The sequence below is a fragment of the Oculatella sp. FACHB-28 genome (assembly GCF_014696015.1).
In the GTDB taxonomy this organism is placed as follows: domain Bacteria; phylum Cyanobacteriota; class Cyanobacteriia; order Elainellales; family Elainellaceae; genus JAAUTN01.
Genome location: NZ_JACJPJ010000087.1, coordinates 118950 through 144085, shown reverse-complemented (window position 1 = coordinate 144085; position 25136 = coordinate 118950). Strand labels below are relative to the sequence as shown.

General features: G+C 49.2%; 21 protein-coding genes. 9 read left to right on the top strand and 12 right to left on the bottom strand.

What is annotated here, in order from left to right; all coding sequences use genetic code 11:
* Positions 1 to 292 precede the first annotated feature (292 nt).
* Positions 293 to 4024, bottom strand: a complete 3732-nt coding sequence (locus H6F88_RS21910) for an NB-ARC domain-containing protein (RefSeq protein WP_190644853.1) — start codon at positions 4022 to 4024, stop codon at positions 293 to 295.
* A gap of 154 nt (positions 4025 to 4178) precedes the next feature.
* Between H6F88_RS21910 and H6F88_RS21905 the strand changes: the two genes are divergently transcribed.
* The 3 genes from H6F88_RS21905 to H6F88_RS21895 all read left to right on the top strand — a co-directional run bounded on the left by H6F88_RS21905 (position 4179) and on the right by H6F88_RS21895 (position 7851).
* Positions 4179 to 6011 carry an adenylate/guanylate cyclase domain-containing protein gene (locus H6F88_RS21905; RefSeq protein WP_190644852.1) on the top strand — a complete coding sequence of 611 codons (1833 nt, stop codon included), beginning with the start codon at positions 4179 to 4181 and terminating at the stop codon, positions 6009 to 6011.
* A 73-nt stretch (positions 6012 to 6084) separates the two neighbouring features.
* Positions 6085 to 6999 (top strand): PhzF family phenazine biosynthesis protein, encoded by a 915-nt coding sequence (locus H6F88_RS21900; RefSeq protein ID WP_190644851.1) that lies wholly within the window; start codon positions 6085 to 6087, stop codon positions 6997 to 6999.
* A gap of 183 nt (positions 7000 to 7182) precedes the next feature.
* Positions 7183 to 7851 carry a Uma2 family endonuclease gene (locus tag H6F88_RS21895; RefSeq protein ID WP_190644850.1) on the top strand — a complete coding sequence of 223 codons (669 nt, stop codon included), beginning with the start codon at positions 7183 to 7185 and terminating at the stop codon, positions 7849 to 7851.
* Positions 7852 to 7873: 22 nt separating this feature from the next.
* On the opposite strand, the gene corA is transcribed toward H6F88_RS21895, so the two are convergent.
* Positions 7874 to 9043, bottom strand: a complete 1170-nt coding sequence (gene corA / locus H6F88_RS21890; protein ID WP_190644849.1) for a magnesium/cobalt transporter CorA — start codon at positions 9041 to 9043, stop codon at positions 7874 to 7876.
* Between the two features lie 360 nt (positions 9044 to 9403).
* Here corA and H6F88_RS21885 point away from each other — a divergent pair, with 360 nt between their 5' ends.
* Positions 9404 to 10219 carry a DUF1838 domain-containing protein gene (locus H6F88_RS21885; protein ID WP_190644848.1) on the top strand — a complete coding sequence of 272 codons (816 nt, stop codon included), beginning with the start codon at positions 9404 to 9406 and terminating at the stop codon, positions 10217 to 10219.
* 28 nt (positions 10220 to 10247) lie between these two features.
* Here the strand turns inward: H6F88_RS21885 and H6F88_RS21880 are convergent, their stop codons facing one another.
* From H6F88_RS21880 to H6F88_RS21870, 3 genes are all read right to left on the bottom strand, one after another.
* Positions 10248 to 10640, bottom strand: a complete 393-nt coding sequence (locus tag H6F88_RS21880) for a nuclear transport factor 2 family protein (protein ID WP_190644847.1) — start codon at positions 10638 to 10640, stop codon at positions 10248 to 10250.
* 50 nt (positions 10641 to 10690) lie between these two features.
* Positions 10691 to 11668 carry a hypothetical protein gene (locus H6F88_RS21875; RefSeq protein WP_190644846.1) on the bottom strand — a complete coding sequence of 326 codons (978 nt, stop codon included), beginning with the start codon at positions 11666 to 11668 and terminating at the stop codon, positions 10691 to 10693.
* A 188-nt stretch (positions 11669 to 11856) separates the two neighbouring features.
* Positions 11857 to 12003: a hypothetical protein gene (locus H6F88_RS21870; RefSeq protein WP_190644845.1), complete on the bottom strand. Its 147-nt coding sequence runs from the start codon at positions 12001 to 12003 to the stop codon at positions 11857 to 11859.
* Between the two features lie 117 nt (positions 12004 to 12120).
* On the opposite strand from H6F88_RS21870, the gene H6F88_RS21865 reads away from it, so the two are divergent.
* Positions 12121 to 12438, top strand: coding sequence for a nucleotidyltransferase family protein (locus H6F88_RS21865; protein WP_190644844.1), 318 nt, complete (start codon positions 12121 to 12123; stop codon positions 12436 to 12438).
* A complete protein-coding gene (locus H6F88_RS21860) occupies positions 12425 to 12766 on the top strand; it encodes a DUF86 domain-containing protein (RefSeq protein ID WP_190644843.1) in 342 nt (113 codons plus the stop codon). Before H6F88_RS21865 ends, H6F88_RS21860 begins: the two co-directional genes overlap by 14 nt.
* Before the next feature lie 87 nt (positions 12767 to 12853).
* On the opposite strand, the gene H6F88_RS21855 is transcribed toward H6F88_RS21860, so the two are convergent.
* The 3 genes from H6F88_RS21855 to H6F88_RS21845 form a co-directional block, all read right to left on the bottom strand.
* A complete protein-coding gene (locus tag H6F88_RS21855) occupies positions 12854 to 13351 on the bottom strand; it encodes a molybdenum cofactor biosynthesis protein MoaE (protein WP_190644842.1) in 498 nt (165 codons plus the stop codon).
* A 186-nt stretch (positions 13352 to 13537) separates the two neighbouring features.
* Positions 13538 to 14044 carry a pyridoxamine 5'-phosphate oxidase family protein gene (locus H6F88_RS21850; protein ID WP_190644841.1) on the bottom strand — a complete coding sequence of 169 codons (507 nt, stop codon included), beginning with the start codon at positions 14042 to 14044 and terminating at the stop codon, positions 13538 to 13540.
* 138 nt (positions 14045 to 14182) lie between these two features.
* On the bottom strand, positions 14183 to 15040 hold the full coding sequence (locus H6F88_RS21845; RefSeq protein ID WP_347277725.1) for a M48 family metallopeptidase: 858 nt from the start codon (positions 15038 to 15040) through the stop codon (positions 14183 to 14185).
* A 93-nt stretch (positions 15041 to 15133) separates the two neighbouring features.
* Between H6F88_RS21845 and H6F88_RS21840 the strand changes: the two genes are divergently transcribed.
* Entirely contained in the window at positions 15134 to 15889 is a 756-nt protein-coding gene (locus H6F88_RS21840) for a DUF429 domain-containing protein (RefSeq protein WP_190644840.1), read from the top strand.
* A gap of 58 nt (positions 15890 to 15947) precedes the next feature.
* Here H6F88_RS21840 and glgP read toward each other — a convergent pair whose 3' ends face one another.
* Positions 15948 to 18662 (bottom strand): alpha-glucan family phosphorylase, encoded by a 2715-nt coding sequence (glgP, locus tag H6F88_RS21835; RefSeq protein ID WP_190644839.1) that lies wholly within the window; start codon positions 18660 to 18662, stop codon positions 15948 to 15950.
* A gap of 722 nt (positions 18663 to 19384) precedes the next feature.
* Between glgP and H6F88_RS21830 the strand changes: the two genes are divergently transcribed.
* Positions 19385 to 20341 carry an RNA polymerase sigma factor, RpoD/SigA family gene (locus tag H6F88_RS21830; RefSeq protein WP_190644838.1) on the top strand — a complete coding sequence of 319 codons (957 nt, stop codon included), beginning with the start codon at positions 19385 to 19387 and terminating at the stop codon, positions 20339 to 20341.
* A gap of 65 nt (positions 20342 to 20406) precedes the next feature.
* On the opposite strand, the gene H6F88_RS21825 is transcribed toward H6F88_RS21830, so the two are convergent.
* Both H6F88_RS21825 and H6F88_RS21820 read right to left on the bottom strand, forming a co-directional pair.
* Positions 20407 to 20871, bottom strand: a complete 465-nt coding sequence (locus H6F88_RS21825) for a phosphate-starvation-inducible PsiE family protein (RefSeq protein WP_190644837.1) — start codon at positions 20869 to 20871, stop codon at positions 20407 to 20409.
* A 108-nt stretch (positions 20872 to 20979) separates the two neighbouring features.
* A complete protein-coding gene (locus H6F88_RS21820; RefSeq protein WP_190644836.1) occupies positions 20980 to 22494 on the bottom strand; it encodes a NarK family nitrate/nitrite MFS transporter in 1515 nt (504 codons plus the stop codon).
* Between the two features lie 166 nt (positions 22495 to 22660).
* Here H6F88_RS21820 and H6F88_RS21815 point away from each other — a divergent pair, with 166 nt between their 5' ends.
* A complete protein-coding gene (locus H6F88_RS21815; RefSeq protein WP_190644835.1) occupies positions 22661 to 22864 on the top strand; it encodes a hypothetical protein in 204 nt (67 codons plus the stop codon).
* A 29-nt stretch (positions 22865 to 22893) separates the two neighbouring features.
* Here the strand turns inward: H6F88_RS21815 and H6F88_RS21810 are convergent, their stop codons facing one another.
* On the bottom strand, positions 22894 to 25119 hold the full coding sequence (locus H6F88_RS21810; RefSeq protein WP_190644859.1) for a molybdopterin-dependent oxidoreductase: 2226 nt from the start codon (positions 25117 to 25119) through the stop codon (positions 22894 to 22896).
* Positions 25120 to 25136: the final 17 nt, after the last annotated feature.

The following is a 25136-nucleotide window of genomic DNA, read 5'->3' as shown; positions in this document are numbered from 1 at the left end:
TCTGCCCAGGCTGGAGCCTTGCAGGTTGCAAGCTTTCCGGTGGGAGTTGCACTGGCTGATGCTATCTGGGAGAGACTACATGCAGCAGGTTGTGGAGTGACTTCAAGCTTTTGCAGAGGGAGCGGGTTGGGTTCGTTGTGTGGTTCCCGTTTCGTTTCTCATGTACATCAATGTATTCGCTAACCTCGGCGCTGACGATGCCTAAAAGTTAGGGAAAGTTATGCTGTTTCTTAAGTCGCTTCTGCAGCGTTGGAAATTAGGGCAAGAAGCAGCTTTTCAAGGTTACAGAACGCTATTGCTCGATCGCCCCTAACGCATACAGAGCCAATTTTTGAGCGGCTGTGATACCCGTCACTCCTTTGATGTTAGTGCCGTCATAGGGGCGATTGGGAGTTAACGTATTCAGGCATTCTCCAGTTGGGATATTCCAGATTTGAATGGTGCCGCTGTGACTGCCGATCGCCAATTTGTTTTGAGTGGCAAGGTTCTTTGGAGTAGGGGATGAAACTGGGCAAAAGGCGATCGCTGACCTGACAGAGCGAGAAGGTACAGATAAAGTTTTACGGCAAACGCCCGTGCTGATCTCCCATAGTTTCACGGTTTGGTCGAGGCTACGGCTGGCAAGGGTTTGACCATCAGGACTAAAAGCAACTGACCAAACGTCATTGTCATGTCCGCGTAGAGTGTAGAGACATTCACCTGTACGGACTGACCATAACCGCACCGTTTCATCGCTGCTGCCGCTAGCCAGGAGTTGCCCATCGGGGCTGAAAGCGATCGCCTTCACTCGTCCACTATGGTCTTGTAGCCGATGAACACACTGGAGATCTGGGACAGACCAGAGGCAAATCGTTTGGTCTTCACTGCTGCTGGCTAATAGTTTCTCTGTGGGGCTAAAGGCGACTGACCAAACCCAATCGGAATGGGCTGCTAAAGTGTGAAGGCATTCCCCAGATTGAACTGACCAGAGACGCAAAGTACAATCATCGCCCCCGCTGGCTAACACTTCTCCATCGGGGCTAAAGCTGACCGACTGCACCCAATGGGAATGCCCCTGCAAGGTTCTAAGACACTGTCCGCTGCTGAGTTCCCAGAGCTTAATCGTTTCGTCGGCGCTACTACTGGCGATCAGGTGAGCTTGGGGATGAAAGGCTGCTGAGGTCACCCAGCCCGTATGTCCCTCAAAGGTCCTGAGGCATCGTCCGGTGTTCGTGTCCCACAGTTTGATGGTCTGGTCGGTGCTGCTACTAATTAACTTTTCACCATTCGCACTGTAAGCAACGGAAAAAATGGAATTGGTGTAACCACGCAGGATTTTAAGGCACTGTCCGGTTTGGCTATGCCAAATTCTCACGGTTTGGTCGGCACTGCCGCTCACCACCATTTGACTCTCCGAATGGCAGGCAACGGAGAAGATGGAGTTGGTATGTCCCCACAGAGTATGCAGACATTGTCCGGTGTCAACTGACCAGATTCGCACGGTGCGATCGTCGCTGCTGCTGATTAGGGTTTGCCCATCAGCACTGAAGCTGACAGAACGAACGCGATCGCCATGTTCTGAAAATGTTTTGAGGCATTTCCCCGTCTTCATCTGCCAAAGTTTGAGGGTGCGATCGGCGCTGCCGCTGGCGAGCAATTCACCATTAGGACTAAAGGCAACTGACCACACTCGGTCGGTGTGTCCCGGATAAACCTGGTGGCATTTCCCTGACTGGACATTCCATAGGCGAATACTGCTGTCTTCACTGCCACTTGCCAGCAGGAGCGCTGAGCCTTTCTCAATAGCAGCATGACAAAACGCAACCGAGAGAATGCGTCCCGTATGTCCAGCCAACTGCTTAATACAGGTTCCCTTAGAGGCATCCCACAGCATTACACTGGGTTCGTCTCCACCGCTGGCGAGGAGTTGACCATCAGGGCTGAACGACACCGACCAGATCGAACCGCTATGCCCTCGAAGCGTGCTTAGACATTCACCTGTTTGGGTATTCCAAAGCCGAATCGTTTTGTCACTACTGCAACTGGCGAGAGTTTGCCCATCGGCACTGAAGCTGACTGACCAAACCCAGCCCTGGTGACCCTCTAACGCCAGTGATAGGCTTCCCTGATTGACCTGCCAGAGACGTAGACCGCCTTCAGCGTCTCCGGTTGCGAGAACATCACCCGTCGGACTGAGAGCGACTGCAAACACAATACCGAGGATTTCTGCAAACATGGAGCGAGACAAATCAGCATAAGCAAAATTGATCTGGTGCAACTGCATCTGGCGCAAATCGGCTTGCCAGAGCGTTAAGTGTGAGAAGTCATAACTACTTAAGTGAGTTTTTCGCTGACCCAAAAGATTGAGCAGATTGCCCCCTGCATACCCACTCTCTGAGGTAGATTTGCCGCGCAAGCAGGTTAATTGTTGAATCAAGTCATCTTCCAACGCATCAAGAAGCGAATCCAACTGTTCGAGGATTGGAGTGAGAATCAGTCGAATTTGAGTTTCTCGAATGTAGTCTTTAGATTGAGCTTTGAGCAGGGCGTGATGTTTGAGCAGCGGGTCTTTTACGGCAATTCCCTGCACGCCTTGCTGAATTTCGGTGCAGATTTGGGTAATCAGGCGATCGCTCACATATTCCATCACCACAGGCTGAAGCGAGAATAGAGCGGATTGTTTTTCAATCAGCGATCGCTGCTCCAGCAGTTCCAGAACTTCGATTAACCGTTGCGGTGCAATAGATGGAAATATATCCATTCTCAACTCAGCAAAAGTAGCTGGTTCACGATAAATTGCCAGCCAATACATCACCGATTTTTCAAGCACTGACAACCGTTCAAACTGTTGGTCGATCAGCGTGCGAATTCCGCCAAATACAAATGTGTCTTGTTGTAGAAACTCCGTTAGGTTGCCATCAAATAGAGTTTGAATCGTGGTGGAGATAATTTTGAGTGCTAGCGGATTGCCAGAGTAGCCTGCGATTAAACGACTCCAATCGGTGTCCGTTCCTTGGAAGCATCCCTTTAAACTCATTAATTCCTGGGCTTCTATAAGCTGGAGTCCAGTAAGCGTGAGCGATCGCACCGGCAAAGTTTCCCCTTCCAGCAGAGCGACTTCTGGCGGCTTTTCACGACTGGTCAACACCAAACAGCTTTGATGGCGCGTTTCACCAATTTGCCGAAACAGTTCTCGATAAACTCCATAGCCCTGACTGCTGACAGCGCTGAGTTCTGGTTCTTGAGCATAATGCAGAACCGTTTCAATGTTGTCGAGAATGATCAGACAACGACGCGATCGCAACTGATGTAAAAATTGGGCAATTTGTCTTTCGATCGGCTGTTCAACCTGCTGCTGGTTGGTGAGCAATTGCAACAGGTCAGACAGCAGTTCAGTAGGGGGTAGGGCATTCCGTAGCGATCGCCAAATTACCCACTCAAACTCAGATTGGAGCCGCTGGGACAGCCGAATCACCAGCGAGGTTTTGCCCATGCCACCCATACCCAACACTGCTACCAGTCGGCAGGGCTGTTGGGATTGACTACCCAAAATCCACTGTTCTAGACGAGTTAGCTCTGCTGCCCGTCCATAGAAGAAACTCACATCTGCGGCATCACCCCAATCCTGCCGAGGGGCAGAAGCAACCTGGGTCAGTACAGCGCTCGGTTCGACCGCAGCGTCACTCACTCGACTTGCAGGTACCGCTTCAGCCGTAGGTTGAGAAATATGTAATTGATCCGGTTTAGCGGCTTGAGTTTGTGTAGAGATCCCATCAGTGTGAGATTTACGTTCGATCGCTGCTCGAAAGCTGGTTTTGTTAACTTTTTCACCGATGACTTCAGATAGCAACCTCCAAAGTTTAGGACCGACATCGTGCTTCAAGTAGGTGGGTGAATACCCATAGGTTTCTGCAATCTGGTCATAACTTTGACGTTGCCACGACCAGGATTCACGCAGCATTGCCTGTTGCAAATCGCTTAGATGAATGCCCGCCTTGGTAAAGACGAGCGCATCCGTAAAGGCAAGGGCTTGTTCGACATCCATCGCTAACTCGTATCAGGTGAAGAAAATGGTCTATCTGCGCTCTTGCTTCCAAAAGCGTGTTTTAGTAGATTATCAGACTAGAAATGGCATGTACTAAGTTTTACTTCGAGGGGCGATCGCAATCAGACCCAAGCTTGGAAGGTGATCTCGTTCAATGATGACTCGACTTTGGAATGGGTTTATGCATCTGCTGCTAAAGCAGATTGTCCTGGTGCTAACGGTGATGTTTTGCATCGGGGTAGGAGTTGCCCTATCAAATATGTTTCAACTCTCGTCAAACCTGATCCGATCGCAGGCTGTGTTAAACGCCACCCTCTACATTCAAGCGTTTAACCAGGCGATCACGCTGTATAGCGATGCAGCCGCTGACCCAGCCAAAGAGAGTGGGCTGACGGTGACTCACGCCTATGTGACTGAAGAGCAGGCAATTCCCCTACCTTCTACGTTTGCGATCGAGTTGAGCGACATGATTAGCGATCGCAACCCCGATCTATCTGTGCGCTTCTTCAGCGATTATCCATTCCCCTGGCGACAGTCGGAAGGGGGGATTAGAGATGAATTTGAGCAAGCTTCCCTCGATTTTCTGCGGCAAAGCCCTAGAGAAAAGTTTGTGCGATTTGAGGAGCGTGACGGACATACGACGATGCGCTATGGCGAAGCCAGCATCATGAAAGCAACCTGCGTCGCCTGCCACAACACTCATCCTCAAAGCCCTAAAACCGATTGGGAGTTAGGAGACGTAGCGGGCGTTTGGGAAATTAAGCAGCCATTGGATACGTTCGTCCAAAAAGTAAATACCGATCTGCGGGAAACCTTTTTTATGCTGGGCGGCATTTCCGTCTTAGGACTGTCTGGGCTAACCCTGGTGGTTGGAAAACTGCGCGACACCGCCAAAGGGCTGGAAGGACGGGTAAAAGAACGGACGGCTGACCTAGCACAAGCTAATGACGACCTGGAAAAGCGCAATCAGCTGATTCGTCAGGTGTTTGGGCGCTATTTGAGCGATGAAGTGGTAGTGAATCTGTTGGAAAGCCCAGGAGGGTTAAAACTGGGAGGCGATCGCCGCAAGATTACCATTCTCACCTCTGACCTGCGCGGCTTCACGTCCCTGTCAGAACGGTTATCACCAGAGGAAGTGATTAATATCCTCAATCTCTACCTGGAATACATGGCAGACGTGATCAACCAGTATCACGGCACGATTGATGAGTTTATGGGAGATGGCATTCTGGTCCTGTTTGGTGCGCCCAAGGCGAGAGAAGACGATGCGATTCGAGCGATCGCCTGTGCTTGTGCCATGCAGCTTGCAATGGGAGCCGTCAACGAACACATGAAAGTACTCGGCTTACCCCGACTGGAAATGGGAATCGGTATCAACACCGGAGAAGTCGTTGTCGGCAACATTGGCTCTGAAAAGCGCACCAAATATGGCATCGTTGGCAGCCAGGTCAATCTCACCTATCGGATTGAATCTTACACGCGAGGCGGACAAATTCTGATCTCAGAGCAAACCTTCAAAGAAGCTGGTCCAAACGTGCGAATCAGCGGTCAACAGCAAGTCCAGCCGAAGGGCGTAAAGCAACCGATTACCATTTACGAGGTATATGGAATCAGCGGCTTTCACAACTTGTATTTACCCAAAGAAGAAGAGGTCTTTTTGCCACTGCCTAAACCCGTTCCTCTCCAGTTCTCACTGTTGGAAGGCAAAGAGGTTAGCAAAACTCACCTTCAGGGAAACTTAGTGCAGCTTTCAGCAACCGGAGCACAAATTCGGGTAACAACACCCAATGGCATTTCTTCAATTAATGAGTTTGCCGACCTGAAACTCACTCTGTTAGCCTCAAATCCAGCACAGAACCTCAACGATATTTACGCTAAAGTTGCAAAAACTCAAGCAAGCCAAGACGCATTTTCCATCTATTTCACCTCAATGCCACCCCATGTAGAAACTTGGCTGACTAACCTTTATCAATCCTGTACTAGATAGGAAGTAAGGGATTGCATCAACAGCGCTGTGATGCTTTACTCAGGGCAGTACTCCAGCGATCGCTCCTAACACCATGCGCTACCGTTTTTACACCGCTGATGTGTTCACTGATCAGATTTTTGGCGGCAACCCGCTAGCCGTGTTTCCAGACGCTCGAGGATTATCCACTGAGCAAATGCAGCGGGTTGCTAAAGAACTTAACCTCTCAGAAACCGTTTTTGTATTTCCTCCCCAACAACCAGGGAGCGATCGTCAGCTTCGCATTTTTACCCCTGCAAGGGAGTTACCCTTTGCCGGACATCCCACCGTTGGCACCGCCTATGTTCTCGCTACACTGGGAGAAATCACCGCTCCCAAAGATACAACAGTAGTGTTTGAAGAAGGAGTCGGTCCCGTCTCAGTAGATATTCGAGTAGAGTCCGGCAAGCCCACGTTTGCGGCCTTGACCGCCGCCAAACTGCCCGAATTCAGATCAGATCTTCCTTCTGTAGAAAAGCTAGCGGCTGTTCTCTCTCTGGACCCTGCCGATTTGCTTAATGGAGAAGACAAACCCCAAGCAATCTCCTGTGGTGTACCATTTTTGTTTGTGCCGTTGAGCGATCGCGCCGCTCTCAGCCGCATTCAACTAAACCGCCAGGAGTGGCAGCAGTGCCTTGCTTCTGCCTGGGCACCCGACCTTTATGTGTTTGCCTACGACCCTCAAGATCCGTCTCATCTGTGGGCACGAATGTTTGCCCCCACAATGAACATTGACGAAGACCCGGCGACAGGCGCAGCCGCTACGGCGATCGCAGGTTATTTGTGTAACCGCAACAGCCTTACTGATGGCACATTGCGCTGGTCGATTGAACAAGGCGTTGAAATGGGTCGCCCCAGCTTGCTGCAAGTCGAAGCTGACCTGAAGAATGGTGAAATCCAAGCCATCCGCGTTGGTGGCTCCTCTATCCTGGTGAGTGAAGGCACAATGGAAATTCCCGATAGCCCTTAGAAAGAGGTAAGGATGCAAGTTGGCGATCGCCATTCTCCAAAGGTCGAACTTTAAAGTGGGAAAACAGTGCTTTGACGATGACTCAGCATTTGGAAATTTTGCTGATTCTGACACCCTGAAGAGAATCGTAGAATAGAAGCACTGGCAAGTAACAACAGGGTTGATTTCATTAGGAGATCTTTTGTGGCGATCGCAGCTCCAGAACCTAAAGCTGAACTTCAACCTCCCCTCATTGGAGAGCGGCGGGTAGTCATTCGAGATGTCTGCTGGGAAGCATACCTGCAAATTTTGGATGCGTTGCCCCATTCTCGGAGTTCTCGCCTGACTTATGATGCTGGTGTGTTGGAAATAACGATGCCATTAGAGGATCATGAATTCTACCGCTCTCTAATTGAATATTTCATCCGAACGTTAGTAGAGCTATTTGGAATGCGGATCAAGACAATGGGTTCAACCACAGTGAACTATCCGGGTTTGAATAAGGGAGCAGAACCCGGCAACGCTTACTACATCCAAAATCAACCCCTGGTTAAAGGGCGTAATGTTGATTTTACTCAAGATCCACCTCCTGATTTGGTCGTTGAGGTAGACATTACCCACACTGATATTCAAAAGAATCGGTTTTATGCGAACATCGGCATTCCTGAGTTCTGGCGATTTAATGGGAAAGTGTGGCACATTTATCAACTTCAGGAAGGGGTTTACGTAGAGGTTGACGCTAGCCCGACCTTTCCCCAGGTTCCCAAAAATTGGCTCTATCGGTTTTTGGAGCAGGCAAAAGAGGATGAAATTGATGCAGTACAGTCTCTGCGTGCCCAATTTCAACAATTTGATGAGCTGAGTGGACAGTAGGCTGGCGATCGCCGCAAAGGATTCATTTCAGCCATTTTCTCTTCCGTTTTGGCGAGGATCGCCGATCATTCCTAATCCCTGTAAAGTTCTCAAACCAACCCTTGCGCCAAAAGAAAATAATCATACCAACTGCAATAACTGCCATTACGGCTAGCGTCGCAACATATCCCCAGTACCAGTTGAGTTCAGGCATATTAAAGGGAGAAGTTTCAGTATTAAAGTTCATGCCATAGATCCCGGCAATGAACGTTAAAGGAATAAAGATACTGGAGATGATAGTCAGAAGCTTCATCACCTCGTTCATGCGATTACTAACAGAGGATAAGTACACATCCGTTAAGCTTGCGGCAAGTTCTCGGTAAGTTTCAACAATATCTAAAACTTGAACGGCATGGTCATAGCAGTCCCTCAGAAACGTCCGCACATCCTGGCTGATTAAATCACTACTGTCACGGATGAGTGCATTGATCGCATCTCGTTGCGGCCAAATAGCACGTCGAAGCTCCAGGAGTTCTCGCTTAATTTGATAAATTTCTTCCAGGGTGTGGGGTGTTGGAACAGATACAACTTCGGCTTCCAAGTCCTCAATCAATTCTCCATACATTTCTAGGATTGGATAAAAGCCATCAATGATGGCATCGATTAAGGTGTACAACAGATAATCCGCCCCTGCCTTACGAATGAGCGATCGCCCCAATTGAATCTGTTCTCGAACGAATCCCAGGCAATCATAGTAAGGTTCCTCTTGAACCGTGAGCAGATAATGTTTGCCCAACACCAGGCTAATTTGTTCCGTCATAACGCTGCGGCCGTCTTCCCGCAGCGAGACCATCCGCGCGATCAAAACCAGTTGTTCCTCGTATTCCTGCATATGAGGACGTTGAGGAACATGGATAATGTCTTCCAGTGCCAACGGATGCAGGTTGAACACTTGCTTGATTTGTTGCCAAGTCTGTTCATCCCCCAGCCCACTCACATCAACCCAGGAAACTGATTCACTGTCTAAATAGGGAATACACTCTTCAGGTTTGTTGATGTCAACTTTCTTGACTTCCGATCGACTGTAGTCAATCAGGGTAATTTTGGGCGGAGGTGCATCAGGGTGAAAGTGAACGTCTCCAGGAACACCTCTCCGTTCATTAAAGAATCGGGGTCGATTAGAAGAGGAGGAACGAGGGGGCTGAGCTTGCATTAGCGATTTTCTCCAAGTTGCTCACAGGCACCAATACTGACCCAACTGTAGAACCGTTTGCTGACGTTCGTTTTTCCGGCAAAGTATAAGACTCCATGCTATATGAATGCTTTATATCAAGCAAACTGATGAACTTACTAGAAATCAGAGTTCCGTTATCCTTTGCTTTCCGTCCACTGCTTTCTGTCCACTCCCTAAGTTGATACTTTAACGCGATCGCCGAATTGAAGTGATGAATATATTTTCAAAGAACGAATGAATGAAATTTTGTAAGAAGCATAGCCTCGCGTTGCTGCTCACAAAAAGCCTCCGGTTATGATCATGGTGAGAGAATTTAGTGGAATATCGAGGAATCTGTAGATGGCGACTGAAATTCAAGACTTCGACGCTCAGTATTGGGTCAAGACGCGCTCATCCCTCGATTCAAACCAATCAACCTTCTTAATTTGGTCAGGAGCAATCTACGCGTTGGTTCCCGGTGAAAAGAGAAATCGCCTCTTTAAGATGGTAGGCGTGAGTGTCAGCAGATGCATTCTCACGGAAGAGGGGAGTTGGGATTTCACCTCTCGGGAATTGACGTACTACCTTCACCCAGAAACGGGTGAAATTTTGCGACAGTGGGAAAATCCCTGGACGGGAGAATTACTGACCGTAATGCATGTTGCCAACAATCCAGTGCAGGGTCACTTTAAGGGCAAATTTCCGGCACGCACACACGGAGATAGTACAACCTTCGTGTTTGATATATTTATGGCTTACCCCAATCCTCTCGCTACAGAGCCAAAATTTGCTGATTACAGCCCCAACCCAACCTATCAGGCAGCCGAGTTATTTAAGTTAACGGTTCCAACTGAAGACCTATTGAACCCTGAAATTCTCTCGGTTTCTAAACTACAGCTTTACTGGGATCGGATAGGTCCGTGGGTTCCCTGGATGAAAATGGGCGATCGCCCAGGTCAACTCATCTACAGTGCTTATGGTGGCAAAGTCAATGGTTTCGATGAATTACCACAACTGCTAAAGGATGAAATTAATACTCGCGTCCCCCTCTACAAAAATGCGCCCCCATCTTACTTAGATACAGAAGACAGCACCTCTTGGCTATATTTTCAGAAGTACTTTGATGCTTATTTAGCGGGAGAGATGTTTCCTTTGCCACAATCAGAGGAGGTTTAACTTGGGATGACAGCTAAACTCAGTCCAATCAGTTCGATTGACCATCGCTGCCCAAGTACTCTCGGTATCCACAAATTTTGTCGTCACGGACATCAAACGAAACAGCGACTCGATTTTTGTAAGGTTTTCCCCGCATGAGTCCTTCATCACGAAACTCAAAAACAGCCGTTGTTTCGTTGCTAGTTGCCCGATCGAGCGTCAAGGTTAACCCTTCACTATAGACTTCGGAAACATAGTGGAAAAATGCGATCGCGCGTTCTTTTCCGACGTTTAAGCCCTGGAACTGACCCAGCGGAAACCAGAACGAAAAATCGTCAGTGAGCATATCGAAGAACGCTTGCCAGTCTCCGGTCGCAAGTCCATGCTCAAAGTGGGCAAAGGCTTGCCGAGCAACCGCTAATGTATTGGCTTCTGTCGTCATAACTAGAACGCGCTTTAAACTATCACCCCATCATGATAGGGCTAGAGTTATCATGCTTCGTGTCCAACAATGATCCAGGTCATTTCGTCAGGTGCCACTAAACCAAATGAGGGTTCATTAAACTCATTCGATAAAATTGGTGTTACTGATCGGGCATTGCTGCGACTGACGCGATCGCGAAACGCTTGAACATCTTCAACCTGATAGGTAAAAAGAGATACCCCTAATGCTCCAGGTTGAGCAAACTCAAGCTTATTAGGAGTTGAATATAGTGGCGTGTAAATCTGCAATACACCTACATCCGTTTTGGGTGACGAGAATGAAGATAGAAGAAATTCATTCCCTTCTTCTAACATTAAAATTTGTCGAGTTGCAGAATTTTGATAGCCCGATCGCTTTCGGGTATTGTTAGCAGGAACTAATCCAAAAACATCTGTGTAGAATGCAACGGTGTCATGATCAGCTGTAACGATACTGGAGTGAGTTCCCTCACTGACACCCAGGGGAGAAGTCGGGTCAATCACGCCATAACCCGGACGAGTATAGTTGTAGCGTTGAAAGAAAGCTTGTCGCGTTTCTGAGCCAATCACAAAGAACTCGCGCACACCCGTAAACCGCTGGTAGAAGTTGGTGCCTGGTTGACCGATAAATTCGATCCCTCGAATCGGTTCAGTGACAATCCAATCTCCGCCATTAGCGTTGTCGTCGTTAAAGGCATCGGCAACAGCATAGATATCTTGTACTAAAGAAGCAAACCAGCGGCTGCCAATCACGAACGGATGAGATTTTTGTAGACCTGCGTTGCGAGGCTGCTCCCAAACCATGACACGGACCAAACCATGATCGGCTGAGTTGCCGTTTTGCAGGCGAATCGATGTCAGGTTAGAGGCATGTCCATAGAGCGTGTGAGCAGTTTCCGCTGGCAAATGTCCTCTTTGGACTTCTCGATATCCTAACTCAGCCCAATACTGAAGCGCAGACTGGGTTTGCTCGGAACCAATGCAATTCTCGAAGATGCCACTAATCATAGTTTACGGAACACGCTCCAATCGATAGGTAGCTCGCCTGAAAGTTACTTGCCCGGACAAGCAGCGGTGAGCATATATTACTCTCAAACTGGTTGCAGAAATCTCAGCAAGCTTGTGAGGATTATTCGTAAGCACCAGTACTCATCCAACCAAAAGATTCATCTTTTCAATGTTCTTCTTCAAGGAGATCAAGTTCCCCCACCCAATTGCGGGAACTTGATCTCCTCTGGCAATTCTGTCAATCCCATTCTATTGAGTTCGAATTCTGTAGCTCTCTCCTGGCGAGCTGTTTCAATTCGCCGTTCTGCTTCCTGATAGGCTTCGTCTCGCGCCATATTCTCCTACCATGTTTTCTGCTGACTCTGTTATAGCTTCTTGTTTTGGCAGGTCTGGTCAAGGCATAGAATAAAGGCAGAATGGCTGAACCGCCTGCTAACCTGGGAGGCTAAATTATGCTCACGCTCAACGTTCAACTTCCTGAAGATAAGCTCGCTGAGTTCTGCCAACGCTGGAAGGTTAGTGAGTTAGCCCTATTTGGGTCTGTCCTCCGAGACGATTTCCGCTCTGACAGTGATATTGATATCCTGATTACCTTTGGACCAGATGCGAAACGTGGGTTAATGACGTTAGCAAAAATGAAGTATGAGTTGGAAGACCTGCTGGGGCGTGAAGTAGACCTGGTTAGCAAATCTGCCGTTGAAACAAGTCATAACTGGATTCGGCGCGATGAAATCTTGGGAACGGCTCAGGTAATTTATGTCGCGAGATAGCACCTCGTTGGTGGATATTTCTAGAGCTGCTCAGCTTATCCTGGGATTTGCTCAGGGATTAGAGAAGACGGGATTGGCAGCAAATCTAGAAAAACAATCCGCTATTCTCTATCAAATAGTTGTCATCGGAGAAGCCGTCAAGCGATTATCCACTGATTTCCGTAACCAGCATCCAGAAGTCCCGTGGCGAGAAATTGCCGGAATGCGAGACATTCTTACTCATCAGTACGATCGCGTCGAAGTGGATGAAATTTGGGGTGTAATTCAGGATGATATTCCTCAGCTACTGTCTATGATTGAGCCTCTGCTACCTGTGCAGGAACCCTGACTCTCGTACCATAGAACGCAAAGCATTAGCTTCTGAATGCACAGAACTATTACCAACTATGGCGATCGCAACCATAGTTCAAAAAAGTTAGCAACTTTCTGGCGACTGTTCACAAGCTCCAATACTGACCCAACTAGTAGAGCCATCTGCCCAATGTTCTTTTTTCCAAATAGGAGCATTATGCTTTAGGGTGTCGATCGCATATTTGCATGCAGCAAACGCTTCTGAACGGTGTGGACAACCGACTGCAACCAACACACTAATCTCACCAACGGTCAGCTTACCCGTGCGATGGTGAATCACAACTCGCGTGACATCTGTCCAGGTTTGACGAATCTCTGCGGCAATCTGTTTGAATACTTGAATTGCCATTGGCTCATAAGCCTGATATTCCAGGGCTATGACAGGTTGCCCATCTGTCTGATTCCGCACCATGCCGCTCATCACGACGATCGCCCCATTTGCCGAATCGTCTGCCCGCGCATACACTTCTTCCAGGGAAAGGGGTGCAAAGGTGATAGCGAAGTGATCGAGAGTTTGGGGTTGAGTCGAATTCGATGAAAGGATGGGGGTAACTGAGTTCATAACAGTCTGTCACACCAGGTAAGAGGCATTCCCCTATTGTGACTCAGGCTGAACGAAATAATGGAGAGGGTAGTCGAATTGCTTAAGCGAGAGGCGATCGCCACGCCGTCACAACCAAAGCAAAACAGCTACTCCTCTACCCTCTCACCCTCACCCTCTTACTCTTACGCCAGAACAACCACCTGCTTACTTCAAATCAAGCTTGACATTATCAGCCGGATTTGCCCTTTCACCTGTGGTGAGCGACTTTGCCAGACCAATGGTTTTTGCAACCCATCCAGCAGGAGCATCCCAATATTCTGCCTTGTTTACATTTACCTTTATTAAAGCAATTCCCGGTTCCTCTAGTCCTTTGGGAAACCAGGCTTTCAGGTCAGGCTGCCACATTAGCTCTAGTCGTTTGCGATCGCGCACTAGTTCAGCTACGCCTGACATCGAAACATACTGTTGTCTATCAGGTGCCGAGAAACTCACATTCACCTGCTGGTGTTGCTGCACTTCAAGCACTTTATGAGAATCTGCATAAGTAAAAAACCACAGATCACCGTCAAACTCAATCTGCTTATTAACTGCCATTGGACGGCTATGCAGACTGCCATCTGTATCAATCGTGGTTAACATACCATAATCAATGTCTTTAACCATGTCGCGCAACTTGCGAATTTGGTCACTGCGATCGCTAGAAGTTGTCATATTTCACCCATGTTTACTTACATCTTCCTGCCAGTGTTAAAGGTTATTTCCCGGATTACCTGAGTCTAGGGACAGAAACTCGTTTACTCAGGTGTAAGAAAGGAGTTCATTCTAAATTTGTTGTTATTTTGGGTCGTCCTATCCACCGCTAGACAGGCGAGTTCGCACATTGCTAGAAAACTCCTCTTGTCCAGACGTGAGTTCAGCCGGAATCCCGTTTGGATAAGTTTCTGCAACCAGTGCCTCTAATCGTTCAATTCGGTTGCTGGGGTTTGGATGGGTGCTAAAAAACTCTGGCGATCCACCGCCTCCGCCTGCTCGACCCAACACTTCCATCAGCTCCACAATGCCTGTGGGGTCATATCCAGCTTCGGTCATAAAGCGAAAACCAAGGCGATCGCTTTCCAACTCATCTTCCCGCCCATACTGTAAATTGACTACCTGATTTACAGCCTGAGCGATTACCGCTGCCTGCCGACCGCCATCCTGACCATCGCTAGCCGCAACCCCCACCGCTGTTGCCAAAGACTGTCCTAACTGTTGCTTTGCTAACTGCTCTGCCGCGTGTCGCCCTACCACATGCCCTACCTCATGCCCCAACACTCCAGCCAATTGAGCTTCTGAGGAAAGCTGACTGAGCAACGCCGCTGTAATAAAAACCGGGCCACCGGGCAGCGCAAAGGCGTTTACAGTTTGTGGATCGCTCAGCAAATAAAACTCAAACGGATAGGGCGCTTGAGCTGCCGCAGACTGCTGTACGACTCGCTCTCCGACCCGATCAATGTATTGTTGCAGGGCTTCATCCGGAAACAGCCCCCCATGCTGAGCCCCAATTTCCTGGATTGCCTGCTGTCCCAATGTAATCTCTTGCTGTGGTGAAAGTGAGACTCGCTGACTCTCTCCTGTAATCGGATTTTCTACAGCGCTGCTGCAATAGCCAATGAAACCAAACAGAGCAAACAGCAGTGCGATAATCAGTCTGATGGGGAATGCCACAACAGTTTCTCCCTCATTTACATGGGATGATTTTTGCAGGAGCCTACCACTTTATCGACCGATGAAGTATCTATCTGAAGAGTAGCGTCCAGGATGAAATTTTTGGGAATTGACTTTGGTTGGCGATCGCAGCCCAGCGGACTATGCTGTCTAACTTTGCAGAATAAAATCCTACATTTGCTAGACCTAACTCGTTTAGATGAAGTTGAAGCAGTGTTGTCCTGGGTTGATGCTCAGGTTTCAGCTCAAGAGCCCGCACTCATTGCCGTTGATGCTCCCACCCTAATTCCCAACGATAGCGGCATGAGACTACCTGATCGGCTTGCCCACAAATATTTTGGTCGCTATCACGCAGGCTGCTATCCCGCCAATCTAGGCAGTCCTTTCGCTACACGGACACTGGAGTTAGGCTTAAGCTTGGAAGCACGCGGTTTTTGCCATGCTCCAACCCTGATTGCCCAGCAGCCCGGACGCTATCAAATAGAAGTATTTCCCCATCCGGCAATGGTGCATCTCTTTAAGCTAGAACGCATTCTGAAATACAAAAAAGGCGAGCTGGCAGAGCGACGAGTAGAATTACTCAAGCTGCGTCAATATATCCTCGACATTCTACCGACCCTGGAACCTGCGCTGAATTTATCTACACTCCAAGGGAACAACTCATTACCCAAAGTTCCCCAAACTGGCAGAGACTTAAAGGAACTCGAAGATAAATTAGACAGCTTAATCTGTGCCTATGTTGCAGCCCACTGGTGGTATTGGGGAATAGAGCGAAATTTGGTGTTAGGCGATCGCACCACAGGCTACATCGTCGTACCTGACCCGTTTAACCGTACCCGACCCATTTAAAAAGGTAGGAGCAAATCGCGATTCGCCCCTACCTTAAGTAAGCAGTTACAAATTCGGTCTAGTGGGTCACTGCTTCAGTCATAACGGCTTCTGGCTCCAGCACATGACCATTTCCGTTAGATTGCAAATTGATCGACACCTTCTCAGGTTCAGCCCACAACACCAAACCAGGTTCATAAGGGCTGCTGAGATAATCATGGCTAGGCAGCACTCGCAGTGACAAACCTTGTAAGCCACTGTTGGTATAGCTGATGTTGACGGTATAGAGGCTGTTACCCTGGCTGTCCTGACCCTGGTAAACCATTGTCACCGGGACACCATTAGTAATTTCTCCTGTTGCGCTCACCGAACCCTGGTACAGCTCTACCCGGACATCCTCATCAGTCAAAGCTCCTAGACTGATTTTGGCCTTCACCGCAATCTCCTGATTTACCTTGATCTCAGCAGGCTCCGAGATTTTGATGTCTTCAATTCTGATGTCATACCAGTGGTCAAATAGGTGCGTTTGCCAGTGTGCTAGTAACTTCGCTGGACTGTATTGATCTTGAATCATGTTGAAGTAGCGATCGCTTGCTGGGAAATACCCCCGCAGCGCATATTCACCCACCATACGAGCTGTGTTAAACAAAGGGCAATTCAGCCGAATCGCATCCTTCATCTTAGACACCCACCCCCTCGGCAGATCCTCATCATCGCGGGTGTAAAACAGCGGCACAACTTCCTGCTCAATCAGGTCATACAGTGCATTTGCCTCAACCTCGTCCTGATATTCCAGATCGTCGTAGTCTTCACCATGACCAATCGGCCAACCCGTGCGAACATAGTCTGCTTCATCCCACCAACCGTCCAGCACGCTCAGATTAGGCAGTCCGTTCATTGCTGCCTTCATACCGCTGGTTCCAGACGCTTCACGGGGACGGCGCGGTGTATTCAGCCAGATATCACAACCCGCTACCATCAACCGAGATACGTGGATATCATAGTTTGGAATGAATACAACGGAGCGGCTCAGCGCTTCATCTCGCGTAAAGTGAATGATCTGACGAATCAGTTCCTTTCCAGGAATATCCTTTGGATGAGCCTTACCCGCTATAACGAACTGAACCCGACGCTTGCCGCCAGCCTGAGAAGAATCATGCAAAATCTGCTTAATTCGCTCCAGGTCACGCAAAAACAGAGTGGCTCGTTTGTAGGTCGCAAAGCGACGGGCAAAACCGATCGTTAGCACTGAAGGATCTAAAACCTCCTGCGCTTCCGCAATTTCAGTGACAGATGCACCGCGATCGCGCAAACTCCTTTGCAGTCGGTCCCGTACAAACACCACCAGTTCCGATCGCTGCCGTTCATGGTTGCGCCACAACTCCTCATCAGGAATTGAGTTAACTCGCTCCCACAGTGGACTGTCCGTAGTTGCTTGTGACCAGCTTGGGCCAAGATAACGGTCATAGAGTTCCTGGGTAGGCTTCGCCACACAGCTACGCGCATGAACTCCATTTGTGATGGACGTAATCGGCACCTCTATCACGGGCAAATTTGGCCACAAATTCTGGAACATAGAACGAGAAACGGCTCCGTGCAAACGGCTTACCCCATTCACAAAAGAAGCCATCTTAAGCGCCAGAATCGCCATACTGAACGGGGCTGCCAAATCTCCGGAGTTTTCCCGTCCGAGCGACAAAAACTCTTCTTTAGACAAGCCAAACGTGTTGGCATAGCGTCCTAAATAATAGGTAATCTTTTCTGGGGGAAACAAATCAATCCCAGCCGGAACGGGTGTATGAGTGGTAAACACCTGGCTCGACTGGGCAACTTGTTTTGCCTCTGCAAAGGTCAACCCACTCTCCTGGATCATCATGCGAATCCGCTCTAATGCTAGAAACGCAGAATGTCCTTCATTCATGTGGTAAGCCGTAGGATGTAGCCCCAGCGCCTTCAACATTCGCACGCCGCCAATTCCCAGCATGATTTCCTGGTGAATCCGGACATCAATGTCGCCCCCATAGAGCTGATCGGTGATGTCCTGGTCGTACTGATTGTTTGGCTCAATGTTGGTGTCTAGTAAATACAGCGGCACAGTACCGATCTGGACACGCCATACCCTGGCAAACACCTCACGCCCTGGGTAGTCTACGCTAATCCTCAGTTCTGAGCCATCTGGATTGCGCTCCAGATGCAGTGGCATGTTGTAAAAGTCGTTGATAGGATAGCGCTCTTGCTGCCAGCCATCAGCATTTAAGTACTGAGCAAAGTAGCCCTCTTGGTAGAGCAAGCCAACCCCGACCAGTGGCAGTCCTAAATCACTAGCAGACTTTAAATGGTCTCCCGCCAACACTCCCAAACCGCCAGAGTAGATCGGCAAGCAGGAAGTTAGTCCAAATTCGGCTGAGAAGTAGGCATAGCAATCTTTAGAGGAAGGCGGGGTGGAGGGGGAAGCAGGGATTTCTTTGGGTTTTTCGCTGGTAAGTTTGCGATCGCGGTGTTTGCGATACCAGGTGCGCTCTGTAAGATAACCTTCTAGCTGTTGTGCAGCACGATCCATCTGAGCCAAAAAGCCCTCGTCTTCAGCCACTTCTCTCAGGCGCTCCTGGCTAATCGTGCCTAACATTAGCACTGGGTTATAGCGACTCGACTCCCACAGGTCGCGGTCTAGGCGACGAAATAGATCTGTTGTGTCGAAGTTCCAGTCCCAATGTAGGTTGTAAGCTAACTTGCGGAGCGGTTCTAGCCGCTTAGGCAGGGAGGGGGAGACATTGAATGTACGAATTGGCTTCATGCTCGACAGACTCTCCGTGTCTACATCTTCATGCAGGGTATTGTGTACTCAACTTAGTTCAAAAGTCGTTTCTCTTAACACTATTTTCTAGGGGTTGCTGTCCTGCCTTAGCTTCAGACTAAGCTGCTGTGCTGAGATTCGGCTTTCATAAGAGTATTTACTCATTAAACGTTAAGAAAATTAAAAATTCCTGCTGTCAGGGAGGTGTTACGCAAACCTAAAATTTGCTGAAATTTGTTCCCCAGGATGCATTCAGAAGCGGGTTTACTGGGTACGCTAGAGCTATGAGTTCGGTGCACGAGGGACAAACTCTAGTACTAGAGAGGTATACGAAATCCTTTCATAAATGTTACAGTTTTTAATATATTCACACACTTAAGGAGTGAGAGGAACGTGAGGCGACCGGAACATTGCTAGCCCCAAAATAGGTCTAGGAATAGTTAAAGGGAGTACTCAAGGATCTACCAGACAATGTTCAGGTATGGAAAGCCTAATCTTTCCTACCCGAGGTATCTCAAACTTCCTTAGAACCCTAAGTGTTGATTAAACATAGTCTTTAGGTTTGGAATCGAGCTGTAAGCTGTACTCCAGTTCGGCTATTCTAGGTCGGGTTTAAATTTAATCCGGTCTTAACTCGATTTATTTGAGCCGCTTTCGAATTTTGCGTACTTGCTACGTTAATTAGATTCCCTTTTTATCCCTGCCATCTGACATTCAGTGATATGAAAACTGCTCAAACTTCCACAGATTTAGTTCGTGCTTACTTGCGAGAGATTGGTCGTGTACCTCTCCTGACCCATGAGCAGGAAATTCTCTATGGTAAGCAGGTACAGCGCTCTACAGCCCTTCAGGAAACCAGGGAGGCACTTGTCGATCGCCTTGGCTGTGAACCTAGTGATATGGAGTGGGCAGAGCACGCTGGGGTGTCGGTAGATGAGTTGCAGCAAACAATCGCCGACGGAGAAATTGCTAAGCGCAAGATGGTCGAGGCAAACCTGCGTTTGGTTGTCTCGGTTGCCAAGAAATACATCAAGCGCAACGTAGACTTGTTGGATTTGATCCAGGAAGGCACGATTGGCATGCAGCGCGGCGTCGAAAAGTTTGACCCGACGAAAGGCTATCGCTTTTCAACCTATGCCTATTGGTGGATTCGTCAGGCAATTACACGGGCGATCGCAGAGAAAGGTCGCACAATTCGCCTTCCCATCCACATCACTGAAAAGCTAAACAAGATTAAGAAAGCCCAGCGTCAACTGGCTCAGCAGTTGGGACGGGCTGCAACTGCGGCAGAACTTGCCCAAGAGCTAGATCTGACTTCCAAGCAAGTGCGCGAATATCTGGAGCGGGCAAGACAACCTTTGTCTCTGGACCTGCGAGTTGGCGATAACCAAGACACGGAACTGGGTGAGCTACTAGAAGATACTGGACCTTCCCCCGAAGACTTTGCCATGCAGTCTTCGCTCAAGACTGAGTTAGAGCAACTCATGGCTGATCTGACCCCGCAGCAGCGAGAGGTGTTGTCTCTACGGTTTGGCTTGGAAGACGGACAAGCGTTGACGTTGGCCAAGATTGGCGATCGTCTTAACATCAGCCGTGAGCGGGTACGCCAAATTGAGCGGGAAGCGCTAACCAAGCTCCGCAAACGCAGAGCCGACATCCGCGAGTACCTCGCTAGCTAACAAATACTAGATATCAATCTAAGACAGGCGTGTAGGCAACTGCGCGCCTGTTGGCTTTTGGGTTCTTAAGCTGACGGACGGGTGGTGTGGCGGATAATCCAATAGCTGACGGAAAGGGCAAACACGGAGACTGCCAAACCGATCAATTGCAGTCCTGTGGTTTTATCCAGATCAAGAATGATAATTTTGCGGGCAACGGCGACCAGCGATGTAGCAACTACAAGCTCTACTTGGACGACGTGCTTTCTTAAATAAGCAGTAATGTTTTCCAGGATTTCTAGAGCGATCAGAATATTTAGGAACAGCCCAAAGATTTCAATGAGAGAGGTTGTAAAAAATCCGTAAGGTTCAGAAAATAGCTCTTCAGATAGAAATAGAGCTAGGTCAAAGAGTGAAACTAGAATCACAACCACCATTGCCACAGATAAAACCTTGGCAACAAACCCCTCTAGTCGATGCAAAGAAGTCAAGAAGTTTTCATTGCTGCCTGCGTCCTTAGCCTGTTTGAACAGCCTTTTCAACCGCCTCATCTCGTCTGCTCCCCGATGGCTCAGCAATCCACGCCCAAGCATAGCGGATGGTAGCTACAGACGTAAACTATCCAGACAACTTTAGAAATTTCGGTGAACGGGAATGGGTTAAGGGTCAATTTGCCCCTGACCGTAAACTTGTGCCGCTACCCCGCTGTGTGCGATCCCCTCTGACTCGTCCTCATGGGAACCGACAGGTTCTCGAAGGCAAAATGCACAGAGGCTAGCTGAAATCAAAGCCACAACTCCCAGCATTTGAAAGAAGATGCGATCGCCTACTTCCCCTGCTGGTAGCAAGCTGTAAATTGTGAGAAAAGCAACCGCCCCTACATTTCCGTAAGCACCTACATTGCCAGCAATTTGCCCCGTTACTCGACGCTTGATCAGCGGCACAATCGCAAACGTTGCCCCCTCAGAAGCCATGACAAAGAATCCGGCCGCCATTGCTACCCCGATCGCAAACATCAAACTCCAGTCTCCGTTTGCGCCACTCATGAGCAAGTAACCCAAACCCATAAGTGCCGTCACAACGGTCATTGTCCATTTGCGACTGCCAATCTTGTCAGAAATCAAACCGCCACCCGGACGAGCAATCAGATTCATAAAGGAGTAGCTAGCCGCGATTCCACCCGCTAAAGCTGCACTCAGGCTAAACGTCCGCTCAAAGAATGCAGGCAGCATCGATACAATTGCTAACTCTGAGCCAAAACAGGCAAGATAGCCAATCTCCAACACAGACACCTGAGAAAACTTGTAGCGTTCTTCGGCTGGGTAACGCTTTTGCCCAGTCATCAGCGGCTTATTTGCTCGCCAGATGTTGTAAGCCTGAAACAAATACAGCACCACCAAAAGCAGCCAGGTGATGTAAAGCCCAGTTTGGCTGAGAAAACCAACTTTGGTTAAACGCCAGGCAATTACTCCCAGGATTCCAACCAGGGGAATGTTCATCGCGAGCAACGCCCAGAAAGACTTTTGGGAAGTGACTTCCATTCCGGCACTGCTGGCTGGACGTTCATATACTTTGCCGGGTGGCGTGTCGGAAACGTTGAGGTAGTAAATCACGCCATAGATGGCAGAAACAATGCCTGTTAGGGCGATCGCCAATCGCCAGTTGACCTGCCCTGCAGCCAAAAAAGACCCAGCCATCGCGATCGTCGGAACGGTGAAGGCAGCTCCGGCCGAACCAAAATTTCCCCAGCCGCCATAGATGCCTTCTGCTAGACCAATCTCTTTAGTTGAAAACCACTCGGCGACCATGCGAATGCCAATCACAAATCCGCAGCCAACAATGCTTAGAGCTAAACGGCTGATCACCAATTGCCCAAAGTTTTGAGCTAGCGCAAAGGCAAAGCAGGGAATCGCTGTATAGATCAGCAAACAGGAATAAGTTAACCGTGGGCCATAGCGGTCTAACAACATTCCTATAATGATTCGGGCTGGAACAGTGAGTGCCACATTACAAATAGCCAATGTTCTAAGCTGTGCTTCAGTTAGTCCTAAATCTGCCTGCACTGCGGTAGCCAGAGGAGCAAAGTTAAACCAGACTACAAACGTTAGAAAAAAGGCAAACCAGGTTAAGTGTAAGATGCGGTGTCGTCCGCTGAAAGACCATAATCCAGCCACAGTAGATTTCCCCTCCTTAAATAAAAGCGAAAATTAACGGCTAAAACTCTAGAGTAGAAAGGTGGAATATCCAGAAATCAAGATATTTCTGTATCCAAAGCTACAGAATTTTAGGTAATCTAGTAGATGAGAATATTTAGCCATTCAGTCATCTGAAGAGTTTTAAATGAATACACAGGATCGGATTCACTGGAGTAAACCTGAGCAGCACCACAATTCCATCCTCTTAGTGCTGTTAATTGCTTTAGGATCTTTTGTGGTTGGGGTTATGCCGATTGTTTATAGCTCCTTATCGGCTGATACAGCAGCGCAGACTTCAGCAATCGCAGGTGAAACAAGCCTTTGGGGGGCATTCAGCGAAAAAGAGTAGCCACTGCCGCCGGAGTGACTTAATGCAGACTATTGAGCGATCGCCGTTGGAACCGCTCGTAGCGCTCCAAAATCTGCGGCAATTGGTACCAGTTGAACAGCACAAGCTTTCAGTTCGGGCTGCAAGGAGTCAGGACACGCTTCAGGATGAGTCAAGGCATTTGCTTCAGCCTGTTCTGCCCACAGTTCACCCCAGTGCATGGGCACGAAAACGGTATTGGGGGCGATCGCTTGCGTGACTTTGGCAGGAAAGCGAGCTGTACCTCGGCGCGATCGCACCTCTAACCAATCCCCTTCTTTTACGCCCAACGCTTTGGCGTCACGCGGATGAATTTCCAAAAATGGGTTGGGATGCATTTGCTGAGTTTTGTCAGTGCGTCCGGTCCGGGTCAGCGTATGCCAGTGTCCATAGAGTCGGCCCGTTGTCAGCACGTAAGGATACTGGGCATCCGGTGGTTCTGCCAATCCTTTGGAGTGGTATGCCCCAAATCGAGCGCGTCCGTCAGCAGTGGGAAAGCGCAGGTCGGTGTAAAGGCGTTTGGAGGGGATAGGGGCTGAGGGCTGGGGGTTAGGAGCTGGCGGGTTGGCAGTATTACGCTCTATGGCTGGGCAGGGCCACTGGAGCGGTCCTTCTTGTCTCAATCGTTCGTGGCTAATGCCAGTCATGTCGCAGGGGCGATCGCGCGTCAGTTGGACAAATTCTGCGTGAACTTCGGCGGAACTGGTAAAAGGGAATTGAGCCGCGAATCCGAGACGGCGACCCACTTCGGCAAAAACAGCCCAGTCTTCTCTGGCTTCACCCCGAGGACGTTGAAAAGCAGGGCATAGAGTGACGCGGCGTTCGGAGTTAGTCATGGTGCCCGATTTTTCGCTCCACTGAGTGGCAGGCAGCAGCAAGTGGGCGTAGGCAGTTGTCTCAGTCGGGGAGTAGGCTTCCTGGTAGACGGTGAAGGGCGATCGCCGCAAAGCTGCTTTTACCCGCTCTAAGTCGGGCAAGCTGACCACCGGGTTAGTTGCAGCAATCCACAGGAAATGAACCTCGCCGCTTTCCAAGCCCGTGATCATATCCCAGACGGTGCGTCCGGGTTGGGCAGCAATTTGTCCGGGGGACAATCCCCAGAACTGCTCAACCTCGGCTCGATGCTGCGGATTTTTGACGGAACGATAACCCGGTAACAGATGCGAAAGTCCACCCACTTCGCGTCCACCCATCGCGTTGGGTTGTCCGGTTAAGGAGAATGGCCCCGCACCAGGCGTGCCAATTTGTCCGGTCATCAGGTGCAGGTTGATCAGTGTGCGCACTTTGGCAGTGCCTTCGCTAGACTGATTCATGCCCATTGACCACATCGACAAAACCCGCTTAGCATCTCCCCAATAGCGGGCGGCTGTTTCCAATGCTTTCACCTCAATGCCGCAGCGCTGAGCGACGACCTCTGGTGGGTAGTGCTGGATCACTTGAGCAAAAGCTGAGAAATCTTTGGTGCAGTCCTCAATAAACAGAGAATCGTAATCACCCCATCGCAGCAGTAAATGAGCAATGCCGTTCAGCAGGTCAATGTCAGTGCCAGGTCGAATTGCCAGATGTAAATCGGCCGCTTCCGCCGTTGGGGTGCAGCGCGGATCAACCACAATCATTTTGACGTGGTTGTTTTGCTTGTGATGTTTGCGCAGGCGGTTAAAGGCGATCGGGTGGCACTCGGCGGCATTGGTGCCAATCAGAAAGGCACAGTCGGTGAGTTCTAAATCTTCATAGCAACAGGGCGGCCCGTCAGAGCCGAGACTTTGAATGTAGCCACTCACAGCGGAAGACATGCACAGCCGTGAGTTGGCATCAAAGTTGTTGGTACCTAAGCAACCCTTAAATAACTTTTGAGCGGTGTAGTAATCCTCTGTGACAAATTGACCAGAGCCATACATGCACAGCGCATCTGCTCCATGCGTGTGGCGTACTGTCTGGATGCGTTCGACTAAGGTGTTGAGTGCCTCATCCCAACTGACTCGCCGAAAGGGTTCGTCTAGCGAGTCGCGCAGCATCGGGTAGAGCAAACGATCTTTGTGGATGGACTCAGCAATCGTTGCGCCTTTCACACAGACCATTCCCTGACTGGAAGGATGAGTGCGATCGCCCTTCACTTTCCAGATGGGAGTTCCCTGACTATCTCGATTAACTGGCTTTCCTGGCTGAGCTGGGGGTGAGACTTCGAGCCCACACCCTACGCCACAGTAAGGACACAGTGTTTTGATGCTGTCTGTCACGGTGTTAAAAGGTAGCT

Bases quoted from the DNA above. Each gene is read 5' to 3' on its own strand.
- H6F88_RS21910 (WP_190644853.1), bottom strand. From the start codon at position 4,024: ATGGATGTCGAACAAGCCCTTGCCTTTACGGATGCGCTCGTCTTTACC.
- H6F88_RS21905 (WP_190644852.1), top strand. From the start codon at position 4,179: ATGATGACTCGACTTTGGAATGGGTTTATGCATCTGCTGCTAAAGCAG.
- H6F88_RS21900 (WP_190644851.1), top strand. From the start codon at position 6,085: ATGCGCTACCGTTTTTACACCGCTGATGTGTTCACTGATCAGATTTTT.
- corA (WP_190644849.1), bottom strand. From the start codon at position 9,043: ATGCAAGCTCAGCCCCCTCGTTCCTCCTCTTCTAATCGACCCCGATTC.
- H6F88_RS21885 (WP_190644848.1), top strand. From the start codon at position 9,404: ATGGCGACTGAAATTCAAGACTTCGACGCTCAGTATTGGGTCAAGACG.
- H6F88_RS21880 (WP_190644847.1), bottom strand. From the start codon at position 10,640: ATGACGACAGAAGCCAATACATTAGCGGTTGCTCGGCAAGCCTTTGCC.
- H6F88_RS21875 (WP_190644846.1), bottom strand. From the start codon at position 11,668: ATGATTAGTGGCATCTTCGAGAATTGCATTGGTTCCGAGCAAACCCAG.
- H6F88_RS21870 (WP_190644845.1), bottom strand. From the start codon at position 12,003: ATGGCGCGAGACGAAGCCTATCAGGAAGCAGAACGGCGAATTGAAACA.
- H6F88_RS21865 (WP_190644844.1), top strand. From the start codon at position 12,121: ATGCTCACGCTCAACGTTCAACTTCCTGAAGATAAGCTCGCTGAGTTC.
- H6F88_RS21860 (WP_190644843.1), top strand. From the start codon at position 12,425: ATGTCGCGAGATAGCACCTCGTTGGTGGATATTTCTAGAGCTGCTCAG.
- H6F88_RS21855 (WP_190644842.1), bottom strand. From the start codon at position 13,351: ATGAACTCAGTTACCCCCATCCTTTCATCGAATTCGACTCAACCCCAA.
- H6F88_RS21850 (WP_190644841.1), bottom strand. From the start codon at position 14,044: ATGACAACTTCTAGCGATCGCAGTGACCAAATTCGCAAGTTGCGCGAC.
- H6F88_RS21840 (WP_190644840.1), top strand. From the start codon at position 15,134: ATGAAATTTTTGGGAATTGACTTTGGTTGGCGATCGCAGCCCAGCGGA.
- glgP (WP_190644839.1), bottom strand. From the start codon at position 18,662: ATGAAGCCAATTCGTACATTCAATGTCTCCCCCTCCCTGCCTAAGCGG.
- H6F88_RS21830 (WP_190644838.1), top strand. From the start codon at position 19,385: ATGAAAACTGCTCAAACTTCCACAGATTTAGTTCGTGCTTACTTGCGA.
- H6F88_RS21825 (WP_190644837.1), bottom strand. From the start codon at position 20,871: ATGAGGCGGTTGAAAAGGCTGTTCAAACAGGCTAAGGACGCAGGCAGC.
- H6F88_RS21815 (WP_190644835.1), top strand. From the start codon at position 22,661: ATGAATACACAGGATCGGATTCACTGGAGTAAACCTGAGCAGCACCAC.